This is a genomic window from Pseudomonas glycinae (assembly GCF_001594225.2).
Taxonomy (GTDB): Bacteria; Pseudomonadota; Gammaproteobacteria; order Pseudomonadales; family Pseudomonadaceae; genus Aquipseudomonas; species Aquipseudomonas glycinae.
The window spans coordinates 3,837,952-3,852,446 of the sequence record NZ_CP014205.2; the positions used below are offsets into that span (position 1 = coordinate 3,837,952).

Annotated in this window: 15 protein-coding genes; 9 read left to right on the top strand and 6 right to left on the bottom strand. The window is 61.8% G+C overall.

What is annotated here, in order from left to right; all coding sequences use genetic code 11:
* Positions 1-12 precede the first annotated feature (12 nt).
* Both AWU82_RS17525 and AWU82_RS17530 read left to right on the top strand, forming a co-directional pair.
* Positions 13-708 carry an SDR family oxidoreductase gene (locus AWU82_RS17525; RefSeq protein WP_064379301.1) on the top strand — a complete coding sequence of 232 codons (696 nt, stop codon included), beginning with the start codon at positions 13-15 and terminating at the stop codon, positions 706-708.
* Positions 709-892: 184 nt separating this feature from the next.
* Positions 893-2,251 carry an 8-oxoguanine deaminase gene (locus AWU82_RS17530; protein WP_064379300.1) on the top strand — a complete coding sequence of 453 codons (1,359 nt, stop codon included), beginning with the start codon at positions 893-895 and terminating at the stop codon, positions 2,249-2,251.
* A gap of 119 nt (positions 2,252-2,370) precedes the next feature.
* Here the strand turns inward: AWU82_RS17530 and AWU82_RS17535 are convergent, their stop codons facing one another.
* Positions 2,371-3,462, bottom strand: coding sequence for a calcium:cation antiporter (locus tag AWU82_RS17535; protein WP_064379298.1), 1,092 nt, complete (start codon positions 3,460-3,462; stop codon positions 2,371-2,373).
* Positions 3,463-3,749: 287 nt separating this feature from the next.
* On the opposite strand from AWU82_RS17535, the gene AWU82_RS17540 reads away from it, so the two are divergent.
* From AWU82_RS17540 to AWU82_RS17550, 3 genes are all read left to right on the top strand, one after another.
* A complete protein-coding gene (locus tag AWU82_RS17540; protein WP_064379295.1) occupies positions 3,750-4,823 on the top strand; it encodes a BMP family ABC transporter substrate-binding protein in 1,074 nt (357 codons plus the stop codon).
* Between the two features lie 170 nt (positions 4,824-4,993).
* Positions 4,994-5,959, top strand: a complete 966-nt coding sequence (locus AWU82_RS17545) for an isopenicillin N synthase family dioxygenase (protein WP_064379292.1) — start codon at positions 4,994-4,996, stop codon at positions 5,957-5,959.
* Positions 5,960-6,040: 81 nt separating this feature from the next.
* Positions 6,041-6,994: an adenosine deaminase gene (locus tag AWU82_RS17550; RefSeq protein WP_007958502.1), complete on the top strand. Its 954-nt coding sequence runs from the start codon at positions 6,041-6,043 to the stop codon at positions 6,992-6,994.
* Positions 6,995-7,111: 117 nt separating this feature from the next.
* Here the strand turns inward: AWU82_RS17550 and AWU82_RS17555 are convergent, their stop codons facing one another.
* From AWU82_RS17555 to vimR, 3 genes are all read right to left on the bottom strand, one after another.
* Entirely contained in the window at positions 7,112-8,494 is a 1,383-nt protein-coding gene (locus AWU82_RS17555) for an MFS transporter (protein WP_064379290.1), read from the bottom strand.
* 126 nt (positions 8,495-8,620) lie between these two features.
* On the bottom strand, positions 8,621-9,355 hold the full coding sequence (locus AWU82_RS17560; RefSeq protein ID WP_064379288.1) for an ArsR/SmtB family transcription factor: 735 nt from the start codon (positions 9,353-9,355) through the stop codon (positions 8,621-8,623).
* Positions 9,356-9,659: 304 nt separating this feature from the next.
* Positions 9,660-10,589, bottom strand: a complete 930-nt coding sequence (gene vimR, locus AWU82_RS17565; RefSeq protein ID WP_064379286.1) for a transcription regulator VimR — start codon at positions 10,587-10,589, stop codon at positions 9,660-9,662.
* 117 nt (positions 10,590-10,706) lie between these two features.
* Between vimR and AWU82_RS17570 the strand changes: the two genes are divergently transcribed.
* The 3 genes from AWU82_RS17570 (at position 10,707) to AWU82_RS17580 (ending at position 12,385) form a co-directional block, all read left to right on the top strand.
* Positions 10,707-11,000: a putative quinol monooxygenase gene (locus tag AWU82_RS17570; RefSeq protein ID WP_064379284.1), complete on the top strand. Its 294-nt coding sequence runs from the start codon at positions 10,707-10,709 to the stop codon at positions 10,998-11,000.
* A 31-nt stretch (positions 11,001-11,031) separates the two neighbouring features.
* Complete coding sequence (locus AWU82_RS17575) at positions 11,032-12,045, top strand: zinc-binding alcohol dehydrogenase family protein (protein ID WP_064379283.1); 1,014 nt, start codon at positions 11,032-11,034, stop codon at positions 12,043-12,045.
* Between the two features lie 166 nt (positions 12,046-12,211).
* Complete coding sequence (locus tag AWU82_RS17580) at positions 12,212-12,385, top strand: hypothetical protein (protein ID WP_011332306.1); 174 nt, start codon at positions 12,212-12,214, stop codon at positions 12,383-12,385.
* An 8-nt stretch (positions 12,386-12,393) separates the two neighbouring features.
* Here the strand turns inward: AWU82_RS17580 and AWU82_RS17585 are convergent, their stop codons facing one another.
* Entirely contained in the window at positions 12,394-13,599 is a 1,206-nt protein-coding gene (locus AWU82_RS17585) for a multidrug effflux MFS transporter (RefSeq protein ID WP_064379280.1), read from the bottom strand.
* A gap of 114 nt (positions 13,600-13,713) precedes the next feature.
* Positions 13,714-13,911: a heavy-metal-associated domain-containing protein gene (locus tag AWU82_RS17590; protein WP_007958490.1), complete on the bottom strand. Its 198-nt coding sequence runs from the start codon at positions 13,909-13,911 to the stop codon at positions 13,714-13,716.
* Between the two features lie 148 nt (positions 13,912-14,059).
* Between AWU82_RS17590 and AWU82_RS17595 the strand changes: the two genes are divergently transcribed.
* Positions 14,060-14,443, top strand: a complete 384-nt coding sequence (locus AWU82_RS17595) for a hypothetical protein (protein WP_064379277.1) — start codon at positions 14,060-14,062, stop codon at positions 14,441-14,443.
* Positions 14,444-14,495: the final 52 nt, after the last annotated feature.

Consider the following 14,495-nt stretch of genomic DNA (forward strand, 5'->3'; position numbering starts at 1 on the left):
GGAAAGCCAATCATGTCCGCACTTAATCCTGCCAAGCACGCATTGATCATCGGCGCCTCCCGGGGCCTGGGCCTGGGACTGGTGAAAACCCTGCTGGCCGACGGCTGGCAAGTCACCGCCACGGTTCGCAATCCTTCCAATGCCGAGGCTCTCGAAGCACTGGGCAACGTGCAAATCGAAAAACTCGACATGGACGACCAGCAAGCGGTGATCGCCCTGAGCCAGAAGCTCAAGGGCGAGACCTTTGACCTGCTGTTCGTCAACGCCGGAGTCAAAGGCCCTGACGTGCAAACTCCGGGCGGCGCGACGCTGGCGGAAGTCGGTCAGTTGTTCTTCACCAACGCGGTGGCACCGATCAATCTGGCCCAGCGCTTTGTCGGGCAGATCCGCGACGGCAGCGGCGTACTGGCGTTCATGAGTTCGGTGCTCGGCAGCGTGACCATGCCCGACGCGCCGGAACTGGCGCTGTACAAGGCCAGCAAAGCGGCGCTGAACTCGATGACCAACAGCTTCGTCACGCAGTTGGGCGAGCAGAAACTCACCGTGCTGTCGCTGCATCCGGGCTGGGTGAAAACCGACATGGGCGGCGAAGGTGCCGACATCGACGTGGAGACCAGCACCCGTGGCCTGGTGGATCAGGTAGATGCGTTCGCCGGCAAGGGCGGCCATCATTTCGTGAACTACAAGGGTGAAACCATTCCCTGGTAATCACTGGACCCTGTGGGGGGCTTGCCCCCGCAGGGTTATCCCGGTGTCTGGTCGGGTTGGGCTTGCCCGTCGCAACATTTTGTTCGAAACTCCGCACATCGCCCCTCGCGGCGACCCTGGATCAGCAGACAGGGCAACACTGAGCTGGCAACCCTGAACCCAACTTTCAGAGGAGCCGGCCGCAATGCCTGCGACCCGTATCTGGTTAAAAAATCCCCTCGCCATTTTCACGGCCAACGGTCTCGATGCCCGTGGCGGTCTGGTGCTGCAAGACGGTGTGATCACCGAAGTGCTCGGCGCCGGCCAGCAGCCATCGACCCCATGCAATCAAGTGTTCGATGCCCGTGAGCACGTGATCCTTCCGGGCCTGATCAACACCCATCACCACTTCTATCAGACCCTGACCCGCGCCTGGGCGCCGGTGGTCAATCAGCCGTTGTTCCCGTGGCTGAAAACCCTGTATCCGGTTTGGGCGCGCCTGACGCCTGAAAAACTTGCCCTCGCCAGCAAAGTCGCACTGGCCGAGTTGCTGTTGTCGGGGTGCACCACCGCTGCCGACCATCACTACCTGTTCCCGGATGGCCTGGAAAACGCCATCGACGTGCAAGTCGAAACCGTGCGCGAACTGGGCATGCGCGCCATGCTCACCCGTGGTTCGATGAGCCTCGGCGAGAAGGACGGCGGCCTGCCTCCGCAGCAGACCGTGCAGGAAGGCCAGGTGATTCTCGACGACAGCCAGCGGCTGATTCACGAGTACCACGAACGTGGCGACGGCGCGCAAATCCAGATCGCGCTGGCGCCGTGCTCGCCGTTCTCGGTGACCCCGGAAATCATGTCCGCCAGCGCCGAACTGGCAAACAAACTCGATGTGCGTCTGCACACCCACCTTGCCGAAACCCTCGACGAAGAAGATTTCTGCCTGCAACGCTTCGGCCTGCGCACCGTGGATTATCTGGACAGCGTTGGCTGGCTCGGCCCGCGCACGTGGCTGGCCCACGGCATCCATTTCAACCCCGACGAAATCGCCCGCCTCGGCGCAGCGGGTACCGGCATCTGCCACTGCCCGAGCTCGAACATGCGTCTGGCCTCCGGCATCTGCCCGAGCATCGAACTGACCGATGCCGGCGCACTGTTCGGTCTCGGCGTGGATGGCTCGGCGTCCAACGATGCGTCGAACATGATCCTCGAAGCGCGTCAGGCCCTGTACATCCAGCGCCTGCGCTATGGCGCCGAAAAGATCACCCCGGAACGTGTGCTGGGCTGGGCGACCAAGGGTTCGGCGAGCCTGTTGGGCCGTACCGATATCGGTGAATTGGCGGTGGGCAAGCAGGCGGATCTGGCGTTGTTCAAGCTCGATGAGCTGCGTTTCTCCGGCAGCCATGACCCGATCTCGGCGCTGCTGTTGTGCGGCGCGGATCGTGCGGATCGGGTGATGGTCGGCGGCAAGTGGCGCGTGGTTGACGGGCAGGTTGAAGGGCTGGATCTCAAAGGTCTGATTGCCGATCACAGCCAGGCGGCTCGGCAGTTGATCGCCGGTACCTGATCCCTCCTCTGATCGTTCCCACGCTCCGCGTGGGAATGCATATCGGGACGCTCTGCGTCCCAGCGTAGGACGCGGAGCGTCCCTTGCGGCATTCCCACGCAGAGCGTGGGAACGATCAATCACAACCCCAGCAGCGACAACATGATGAACGTCGCAAACAGCACGAAGTGGGTCATGCCCTCAATGGCATTGGTCTCGCCGTCATTGAGGTTGATCGCGCTGACGATCAGCGTGATAAAGATCATCACCGTCTGCACCGGCGTCATCGCCATCTGAAACGGCTGCCCCGTATAGAGCGCCATCGCCTCCATCACCGGCACCGTCAAAATCACCGTCGACAACGAAGCGCCCATCGCAATGTTGACCACCGACTGCATACGATTGGCCAACGCCGCGCGCAACGCCGTCAGAATCTCCGGTGCCGCCGAAATCGCCGCCACCAGAATCGCCGTGATCACCGGCGGTGCGCCCGTGCCTTCCAGGCCCAGATCGAGAGTCTTGGACATCACCTCGGCCAGTGCGCCAATCACCACCACACCGAACACCAGAATGCCGACCGACAGCGCCAGGCTGACCGGTTTCGGCTCCTGTTCCACGGGCTCTTTCCTGCGGCGTTTGTCCGGGTAGCTGTAGCTGAAAAAGTAGCTGTGCGGCCCGACCTGCATGCGCAGGAACAACGCATAAAGCAGCACCATCGCGCCAATGGTGAACGCCGAATAGATTTTCCAGTTAGCCTCGGGGATGAACTCCGGCACCACCATCGACACGCCCATGGCGGTGAGAATCATCACGCTGTAACTGCGGGCCGAATCATCGTTGTAGGACTGCTCGCCATGCTTGATCCCGCCCATCAGCGCGGCGAGGCCGAGGATGCCGTTGATGTCGAGCATCACCGCCGAATAGATCGTGTCGCGCACCAGAGTCGGCGAGGCTTCGTTGCTCATCATGATCGCCAGGATCACCACTTCCACCAGCACGGCGGCGAGGGTCAGGATCATCGTGCCGTACGGGTCGCCGACTTTTTCCGCAAGCAATTCGGCCTGATGGGCGACGCGCATCGAGGCGGCGACGATGAACGCGATCAGCACCAGCCCGGCCGTCAGCGCGACGATCTGGCCGCTGTGCAGCAACCAGTGCTCCAGTGGATACGCGACCAGGGCGGCGATCAGGGCCAGCAGCAGAAAGCTTTCTTGCTTGAGGATGGTGAGCATGGCGGGCCTTTTTACCGAAGAGTGCGAATGAGCTACTGACTGCGGGGCGGCGCTAATGGTTCGTTACACCTTAGCGCACCAGCCGATGGCAGCTTTATCTACGCCTGCACTTTTATTGGCCTTTACGGCCTCTTCGCGAGCAAGCCCGCTCCCACAGGGATCGCGGCGTTTTTGTGGGAGCGGGCTTGCCCGCGATGGGCGCGCCTCGGTTTCAAGCCAGATTGTTGTCCGCTTGGTCAGCCTTTTGCATTGCCCTCCCCACACACAACAAAAGGGAGTACGCGTTCATGCAAAAACGTCCACTGCAAACACTGCTGTCCATCGCCATGGGCCTTGGCCTCAGCCTGAGCGCCAGTGCCGCCGATCCACTGAAAGTCGGCTTCGTCTACATCGGCCCCATCGGCGACCACGGCTGGACGTATCAGCATGAACAGGGGCGCAAGGCGCTGGCGGAAAAACTCGGCACGCAGATCACCACCAACTACGTGGAAAATGTCGCCGAAGGCGCCGACGCCGAGCGGGTGATCCGCAACATGGCCAAGGACAATTACGACCTGATCTTCACCACCTCGTTCGGCTACATGAACCCGACGGTGAAAGTCGCCAAGCAGTTTCCCAAGGTGACCTTCGAACACGCCACCGGCTACAAGCAGGACAAGAACCTCGGCACCTATCTCGCGCGCACTTACGAGGGCCGTTACGTCGGTGGCTTCCTCGCGGCGAAGATGACCAAGACCAAAAAGATCGGCTACGTCGCCTCGTTCCCGATCCCGGAAGTGATCCGTGACATCAACGCCATTCAACTGGCCTTGAACAAGTACAACCCCGGCACCGAAATCAAAGTGGTGTGGGTCAACTCGTGGTTCGACCCAGGCAAAGAGGCCGACGCCGCCAACGCGCTGATCGATCAGGGCGTGGACGTGGTGTTCCAGCACACCGACAGCCCGGCGCCGATCCAGGCTGCCGAACGACGTGGTGTGTATGCCGTGGGCTACGCTTCAGACATGGCGCACTTCGGCCCGAAAGCGGTGCTGACCTCGATCGTCAACGACTGGGCGCCGCACTATATTCAGGCGACCCAGAGCGTGATCGACCACAACTGGAAATCCCAGGACTACTGGGGCGGCCTGAAGGAAGGCACAGTCGAACTGCCGATCAGCGATCTGGTGCCGGCACCGGTGAAGGCCGAAGCCGAGCAGATCATCGCTGACATCAAGAGCGGCACCCTGCAACCGTTCACCGGGCCGATCAAGGATCAGGCCGGGGCCGAGAAAATCCCGGCGGGGGTCAGCGCCACCAACGCCGAACTGGCGTCGATGAATTACTACGTCGAAGGCATGAAGGCCGAGATGCCGAAGTAAATTCCAACATCTACCCTGTGATCGTTCCCACGCTCCGCGTGGGAATGCAGCCGGGACGCTCCGCGTCCCTGCCGAAAGCGGACGCGGAGCGTCCATTGAGGCATTCCCACGCAGACGGTTCGACGCCTCGACGTGGGAACGATCCCCCTTATACCTTTCAAGGATTGTGTATGGATCAGCTTCCGATCATCGACATCTCGCCGCTCTACTCCGACGACCAGAACGCCTGGCCGGCCGTCGCCGAACAGATCGACCACGCTTGCCGCGAATGGGGCTTTTTCTACATCAAGGGTCACCCGATTTCTGCGCAGCGCATTGCATCCCTGCTCGATCACGCGCAACGCTTCTTCGCGCTGCCGGAAGCAGAAAAGCTCAGGATCGACATCACCCAGACCCGTCATCACCGCGGCTACGGGGCCATCGCCACCGAACAGCTCGACCCCGACAAACCCAGCGACCTCAAGGAAACCTTCGACATGGGCCTGCACCTGCCGGCCGATCATCCCGAGGTGCTGGCAGCAAAACCCTTGCGTGGCCCCAACCGTCATCCTGCCATTCCCGGCTGGGAAACGTTGATGGAACAGCACTACCTCGACATGCAAGCGCTCGCGCAAACCCTGCTGCGGGCCATGACGTTAGCGCTGGGCATCGAGCGCGACTTCTTCGACACGCGCTTCAACGAGCCGGTCAGCGTGCTGCGGATGATCCACTACCCGCCGCGCCACACCGCCAGTTCCGCCGAACAGCAAGGTGCGGGCGCGCACACCGATTACGGCTGCATCACGCTGCTGTATCAGGACGCGGCCGGCGGCTTGCAGGTGAAAAACGTCAAAGGCCAATGGATCGACGCACCGCCCATCGACGGCACCTTCGTGGTCAACCTCGGCGACATGATGGCGCGCTGGAGCAACGACCGTTATCGCTCGACCCCGCACCGGGTGATCAGCCCGCTCGGGGTGGATCGCTACTCGATGCCGTTCTTCGCCGAACCACACCCGGACACTCGCATCGAGTGCCTGCCCGGTTGCCAGGACGCACAGCATCCGGCGAAATATCCGACCACCACCTGCGCCGAATTCCTGCTGTCGCGCTTCGCCGATACCTACGCCTATCGACGGGAGCAGGAAGCGGTGTGATGGATCGGTTGGTCAGGTTTTGCCAATTGTTTCGGCGGGCATCTGTAGAATGCTCGCCATTGCACCTGATGAGAAAAGAATATGTACGACTGGCTCAACGCCCTGCCCAAGGCCGAACTGCACCTGCACCTCGAAGGCTCGCTGGAGCCCGAGCTGCTGTTCGCCCTGGCCGAACGCAACAAGATCGCCCTGCCGTGGAGCGACGTCGAAACCCTGCGCAAGGCTTACGCCTTCAACAACCTGCAGGAATTCCTCGACCTGTATTACCAGGGCGCCGACGTGCTGCGCACCTCCCAGGATTTCTACGACCTGACCTGGGCCTACCTGCTGCGCTGCAAAGAACAGAACGTGATTCACACCGAGCCGTTCTTCGATCCACAGACCCACACCGACCGGGGCATCCCGTTTGAAGTGGTGCTCAACGGCATCGCCGCCGCGCTGAAGGATGGCGAGCAGCAACTGGGCATCACCAGCGGCCTGATCCTGAGTTTCCTGCGTCACCTGAGCGAAGACGAAGCACAGAAAACCCTCGACCAGGCGCTGCCGTTCCGTGATGCGTTTGTTGCGGTAGGCCTGGACAGTTCCGAAATGGGCCACCCGCCGAGCAAGTTCCAGCGCGTGTTCGACCGTGCCCGTCATGAAGGTTTCCTGACCGTGGCTCACGCTGGCGAAGAAGGCCCGCCGGAGTACATCTGGGAAGCCATCGACCTGCTGAAAATCCAGCGCATCGACCATGGCGTACGTGCCATCGAAGACGAGCGCCTGATGCAGCGGATCATCGATGAGCAGATCCCGCTGACCGTGTGCCCGCTGTCGAACACCAAGCTCTGCGTGTTCGATCACATGTCCCAGCACAACATCCTCGACATGCTCGAGCGTGGCGTGAAAGTCACGGTGAACTCCGATGACCCGGCGTACTTCGGTGGTTACGTGACCGAGAACTTCCATGCGCTGCACACCCACCTGGGCATGACTCAGGATCAGGCCAAGCGTCTGGCGCAGAACAGCCTGGATGCGCGCCTGGTAAAACCATAAAGAGCAATACAAAAACTGTGGGAGCGGGCTTGCCCGCGATGAGGCCATCACTTCCAACATCAATGTTGACTGACGGTCCGCCATCGCGGGCAAGCCCGCTCCCACAGGGTGCTGTATTCAGCTGAGCATCTCGGTTTCAGTCAGCTCTTCCAGCGTCTTGCCCCGGGTCTCCATCCCGAACAGCCACACCACTCCCGCCGCAATCGCAAAGCACAACGCCCCCAGCGCAAACACCCCGCCCTGCCCGGTAATCGGAAACACCAGCCCGGTGACCAGCGGCCCAAGCAACGACCCCACGCGCCCGATGGCCGAGGCAAACCCCGAGCCGGTCGCTCGCGCCGAGGTCGGATACAACTCCGGCGTGTAGGTGTAGAGCACCGCCCACATCCCGAACAGAAAAAACTGCATCAACAGACCGGTGCCGATCAGCAGCGCCACGTTACCGCCGAACACTGCGCTCTGCCCGTAAAGAAACGCCATCACCCCACCGCCGAGCAACGTGACGATGCACACCGGCTTGCGTCCCCAGCGCTCCACCAGCCAGGCCGCCATCAGGAAGCCGGGAATCCCGCCGAGGGAAATCAGCACCGTGTAATACACCGACTGGGTCACGGCAAAACCCGACTGTTGCAGCAACGCACTGAGCCACGAGGTCAGGCCGTAGAAACCGAGCAGGGCGAAAAACCACAGGCTCCAGATCATCGTCGTGCGTTGGCGATAAAGCGGCGACCAGATCTGCTTCAGCGCCGAAAGGAAATGCCCCGGAGGTGTCACGCTCCGTGGCAGGCGAACCGGTTCCGGCAATGCGGCACCGCCGAGCGATGCCTTTACCCGCGCCTCAATGCCGCGCAATACCTTGTCCGCTGCGTCATGCTTGCCGGCCTGTTCCAGCCAGCGCGGCGACTCGGGAATGAAAAAGCGGATCGCCAGCACGAATACCGCCGGCACCGCCAGCACCAGAAAGATGTCGCGCCAGCCGATCAACGGCAGCAGGAAATACGACAGCACACCCGCTGCGACAAAACCCAGCGGCCAGAAACCGTCCATCAGCGCTATGTAGCGCCCCCGACGCTGGGCGGGGATCAACTCCGACAACATCGACTGGGCAATCGGAAACTCCATGCCCATGCCGATTCCCAGAAGGATGCGAAACAGCGTCAGGCTCTCGACCGTCTGCGCCGTGGAACACAGGTAACTGGCCAGCCCCCACAGGACGATGCTCCACTGGAACACCGGTTTGCGACCGAACCGATCCGCCAGTAATCCGGACAGCGACGCCCCCAGCACCATGCCGAAAAAGCTTGAACTGGCCAGCAGACCGGCCTCGGCACTGCTCAGGCCGAACTCGGCTTTGATCGAGCCGAGCAGGAAGGTCATCATCGCCAGATCCATGGAGTCGAAGAAGAACGCCAGGGCAATGATGATGAAGATGATCCGGTGATAACTGCTGACTGGCAGACGCTCCAGTCGATCCGCCGCGCTGAAGTTACCCGTGTCCATGCCACCTCCTCAATCCGAAAAATCTCCGGATCGAGTGTGCGCGATAGCGGTTGCGCACTTGTGCCAGATGCGACTTTTCCGCAGCCGTTGACGACGTTCAACAGCGAATCTGTGGAAGAAGGCGCTCTACAACGCCATTTCCAGTTCGGTTTCACAGGCAAACCGATGAATTTCCCGCTGGCCTGCCGCCGTCAGTTGCAGGGCTCGGGAATCGTTGGGCAGCACCAGCCAGCCCGACTGCATGAACAACTGCAGCAGCGCTGCCCCCAGCGATCCGCCCATGTGCGGGCGACGTTCGCTCCAGTCCGGACAGGCACAAGCCACTTGCGCATTGCGGTGGGCCAGCGCCTGGATGTACACGCCGCGCCCGGCCAGTTGCGTCGAGCCTTTGTGTGTCACGACCACCCGGTTTTCAAGCTGCTCGATCCAGCCGGCGTCGAGCAGTCGCTGGTACAGGTCGGCGGCCAGCGTTCCCCCCAGATGGTCGTCGCAGAACCGGGCGCGCAGCAGTGACGAGGGCGCGGCCTGGGGTCTGAAGACGGGCGAGGCACGCTTGAATACGTCGGGAATTTCTCGCGGAGCACTGGCCAGTGTGGCGCTGGCCAGGGCTTCGATGGCCGCGCCGATTTCGGGAGCCGCCAGGCGGAAGAAGCGTTTGCGACCGCGCGCCTCGACCTTCAACAGACCGCCAGCGGACAAACGCCCCAGGTGCGCACTGGCCGACGACGGCGAAAGCCCCGCCAGCAACGCCAGTTCCTCGGTCTGCCGGGCCGAGCCATCCATCAACGCCCACATCATCGCGCTGCGCTTGGGATCGGCCAGCAACGTGGCGATCTGGCTGATGCAAGGTGCATGTTCCATGTATTCACTCCCTGTTGAATCGTATCGTCTACTGCTCATAGACATCTTGACCAGTAATCTGTCGTCGGCCAAGGCGCGCAAAATGCCTTGAGTCGAGGCGAGGCAGCGCGCCACGGCAAGGAAACCGCAGCGTTGTCGCGACCATCGTCCCTACCCCGCCGGTGCGGTCTGATTGTTCTCGTGTCAGCCTTTTGGTGCGGGCATCAGGCGGTCGCTAGTATAAGCGGGTTGTTCGCCGAGTCCTGCGCCGGAGCGGTCGTGGCTGGTGATTGTTCCTGAGAGAAATTTCGCTATTTACCTGCGACTAATGATCAGTCGCCGGGAAAACGGGAAATCGGCTACTCAATTCAGCGCAACGACTGGCGAGCATTTCCCTCAGAAGGTTCACCGGCTTACTCAATTGTGCGCGATGGGCGCACAGCAAATTCAGCGGAGCGCGTTCGCAAAGCAGCTCCGGCAACAGCACTTTCAGCCGTCCCGACAGCACATCGCCGGCCACATCCAGCCACGACTTGTAGGCGATCCCCGCTCCCGCGACCGCCCACAGACGCACCACGTCGGCGTCGTCACTGAAGCGATCGCCACTGACGGTCAGGCCGACCTCACGCTTGCCGTCATGAAAACTCCAGTGGTCATGCACCCGGCCGCCGAGCATATACAGCAGGCAGTTGTGCTGAGCGAGCTGTTCCAGATGCAGCGGCTCGCCGTGCCGTGCCAGATAGGCGGGGGAGGCGCACAAGACCCGGCGGTTGTGCGGGGCAATCGGCAACGCCACCAGACTCGAGTCCTCCGGCTCGCCGTAGCGCAAGGCGATGTCCACCGGCTGGCGAAACAGATCGGCGATACGGTCGCCCAGCAGCAGACGCACCGTCAGTTTCGGGTGTTCGCGCTGAAAGTCGTCGAGCCATGGCAACAGCAGGTTGCGACCGAAATCCGAAGGCGCCGACAGCTGCAGAATCCCGCTGACCTGATCCTGCCCGCTGGCCAGCAGGCGGCGCCCCTCATCGAGGTTGCTCAAGGCAGCGCGGGCGTATTCAAGAAACCCTTCACCTTCGGCCGTCAGCCGCAGACTGCGGGTGGAGCGCGCCAACAAACGCGCGCCCAATTGCTGTTCGATCCGCTTGAGCGCGGCACTGGCCACCGCGGCGGACATGTCCATCACCCGCGCAGCCGCCGACAGACTGCCCAGATCCGCCGCCCGGACAAATAACTGCAAGTCATCAAAACGCAGCATCCTGAGCCTCGATTATCAAAAAAATATTGAAAGAGACTGCTCTTTTAGCCGGTTTTATCTCCGACAGAAATAGCCAATCATGCCATCCATCGAATTCATCCCGTCCCGGAGTCGAACATGTCCCAGCCTTTCACCGCCATCGCCACCCTGATTGCCCGAGCTGGCCAACAGGACGCCCTCGAACAGCACCTGCGCGCCCTGATCGAACCGACCCGCGCCGAAGCCGGTTGCGGTCAGTACGAACTGCACCAGGATCTGGCCAATCCGCTGGCCTTCTACATGATCGAGCAGTGGGCCAGCGACGAAGCCCTGCAAGCCCACGATGCCAGCGCCCATATCCAGCATTTCCGCAGCCAGGCCGAGGCGTTCCTCGAACATTTCGAACTCAAGCGCCTGCGCGTCATCGCCTGAAGCCTTCCTTTATTCACTTTCGGAGTTCTCCATGAAAGCTATCGCCTATTACGCCTCGCTCCCGATCAGCGACGAAAAATCCCTGCAAGACATCGAACTGCCGGAACCGGTTGCCGGCCCGCGCGACTTGCTCGTCGAAGTCAAAGCGATTTCGGTCAACCCGGTCGACACCAAGGTTCGCCAGAACGTCGCGCCGGAAGGCGGCGCCGCCAAGGTGCTGGGTTGGGACGTGGCCGGTGTGGTCAAGTCGGTCGGCAGTGAAGTGACCCTGTTCAAGGCCGGCGACAAAGTGTTCTACGCCGGCTCCATCGCCCGGGCCGGTGGCAACAGCGAATTGCACGTGGTGGATGAGCGGATTGTCGGCCATATGCCAAAAACCCTCGGTTTCGCCGAAGCCGCCGCCCTGCCACTGACCGCCATTACGGCCTGGGAGTTGTTGTTTGAACGCCTGCAGATTCGCGAAGGCAATACCGATGAGGGCCAGAGCCTGCTGATCGTCGGCGCGGCCGGCGGTGTCGGTTCGATCCTCACCCAACTGGCCAGCCAGTTGACCGGGCTCAAAGTGATCGGCACCGCCTCCCGCCCGGAGACCCGCGATTGGGTGAGCGAACTGGGGGCAGATCGGGTGATCGATCACAGCCAGCCGCTGAGCGAAGAACTGAAACGCGCCGGTGTCGCTCACGTGACCCATGTCGCCAGCCTGACCCAGACCGAACAACATCTGGACCAACTGGTCGAGGCCCTGGCGCCGCAAGGCAAACTGGCGCTGATCGACGATCCGAAGGCGCTGGACGTGACCAAGCTCAAGCGCAAGAGCCTGTCGCTGCACTGGGAGTTCATGTACACCCGCTCGCTGTTCGAAACGCCGGACATGATCGAGCAGCACAAACTGCTCAACCGGGTGGCGGAGCTGATTGACAGCGGGACATTGAAAACCACGGTCGGCGAGCACTTCGGCACGATCAACGCGAGCAACCTGCGCCGCGCCCATGAATTGCTGGAAAGTGGCAAGGCCAAGGGGAAAATTGTTTTAGAAGGTTTCTAAAACCCGCAAGACCGCAGCCTTCGCCAGCGCCAAAAATGTCTGGCCCGGGGGCTGCGGTGTTTTTTTGCCGTCAGTCAGATGCTTGACCCTTGTCACAATTGCGATCGTATTCAGGTCTACAATCGAAACCTCTGCGATGCAATCTTTTACGTACGGGAGGTCAGCAATGAAGATCCTGATAAAAGAAGTGGCAAAGTCCCAATGGCAAGTTCGTCTTGACCAGCACGCCGTGACCTTTCGCAGTGAGGCCGAAGCCAGGGCCTTCACCCGCACCCTCGAAGCGCGTATTTGCGCGCCCCATCAGATTCCCGACCTCGGCCAGCAACGCGCTGTCGGCTGAGGCTTTCGTTACTGGATTTCGGCCTGCGCCTTTGCCAGCGCCCGGGCATTCTGCATGCGCCGGGTGAGTGTCGCCGCGCAGACGACCAACAGACCGCACAGGCTGATGACCATGGCCATCGGCACGGCGCTGCCATCGTGCAGGATGCCCACCAGCGCCGAAGCCCCGGCGGCGACGCTGAATTGCATGCTGCCGAGCAACGCTGAAGCACTACCGGCGCGACCGCCCTGCCCGTTCATCGCACACGCCGCCGCATTGGGGCTGATACAGCCAAGGCTGGCCACGCAGATGAACAGCGGAATCAGCAGTGGCCACAACGCCGCGGTGTGCAAGGCGCTGACCGCGAGCAGCGTCAGCCCGGCGGCCAGGTAAACCCAGACCGCCCGTGACAGCAGAAAGGCCGGACCGCGCTTGGCCAGCAGGCGCGCATTGACCTGTGCGACCAGAATGAACCCGGCCGCGTTGGTGCCGAACAGCCAGCCGAAATGCTCGGCCGGTACGCCATACAGCTTGATGAAAATGAACGGGGAGCCGGCGATGTAGGCAAACATCCCGGCAATGGCGATGCCGCCGGTCAGGGCATGCCCCATGTAGACCGGATCGGCCAGCAGCCGACCGTACTGACGCAGGGCACCGGACAACGGCTGACGCGGAACATGCGCCGGCAGACTTTCCGGCAGGCCGAGGGCCACCGCCAGCCCGGCGAGGGCACTGAACGCCGTCAGCACCAGGAAGATCGACTGCCAGCCCGTGGTGTTGACCAGCAGACCGCCGAGCATCGGCGCCAGAATCGGTGCCAACCCCATCACCAGCATCAACTGTGAGAAAACTTTCGCCGACCCCACCGCGTCGCACTTGTCGCTGACCACCGCCCGGGCAATCACCATCCCCGCGCAACCGCCCAGCGCCTGCACAAGCCGCGCTCCGATCAGCCACTCCAGGTTCGGCGCGTAGGCGCAGGCCACTGACGCCAGCGTGAACAGCGTCAGACCGATCAGCAACGGAATCCGCCGTCCGAAACGATCCGCCACCGGCCCGTAAGCCAGTTGACCAATGGACAGACCGAAGAAGTAAGCCGACAGCGTCAGCTGAACGTCTTTCTCATCGGTGCCGAACGCCAGTGCCATGGTGGGAAAGGCGGGTAGATAGAAGTCGATCGCCAACGGACCGAAAGCGGTCAGGGCACCGAGAATCAGAAGGGTACGGAAGTTCATCAGGCGTCCAGGTCTGGCAGGCAGTTGGGGAGCACTTCGATGGAGTGCAGCCCGACAGTCTAGCCGCGCGAGGACGCCTTGAACATTCCGGTAGCTCGCTAACTATTAAAAAGATCAGGCGAGTTTGATGGCGTAACCTTCTTCGCTGATCGCCTCGATCACCTGCTCGGCACTCAGCGCACTTTCGACGCCGACTTCCTTCGCCGCCAGATCGACCCGCACGCTGGCGGCCGGATCCTTGCTCTGCACCGCCTGAGTGACGGCTTTGACACAGTGACCGCAGGACATGCCTTCAACAGTGAACACTTGCATGGAATGACTCCTTTGAGTGAGGTTGCCGGCAGTTTCGGGCTTGCCACGATGGCAAGGTCAAGTTCTGCAAAAAACTGCCGGGCTGGCAATCGGCGCCGCGCTCGGCCAAGCTGCGTGCATCAATGACTTGAATTCAGGAGATTCAGCCATGCGCTGGTCAGCTTTCAGCCTGTTTGGCGTACTCAGCCTTTTTGCCGCAATCCCTTCGGTGCAGGCCGCCGGGGAAGATTACGGGGTGCTGATCATTTCCCGCGAGCGCCTGGAAGTCGCGACTTCCTGCGAAATCGGCGTTTACATTCAGGATCAACTGTCGGCGCGCCTGTTCCAGGAGCAAAGCACCTCGTTCAACCTGCCGCCGGGCAATGTCTCGCTGCGCCTGAAGCTGCTGCCGGGGCAAATGCCGGGCTGCAACCCGGGCATGCTCGCGCCGGGCTCGCAGGAGATCAAACTGCATGCCGGCGACATCCTGAAATTCCGCATCGCGATGAACCAGGAAGGCATGTACCTCAAGCCGACCGGCCTCGGTTATTGAATACCGCTCGCTGATCGTTCCCACGCTCTGCGTGGGAATGCAGCCCGGGACG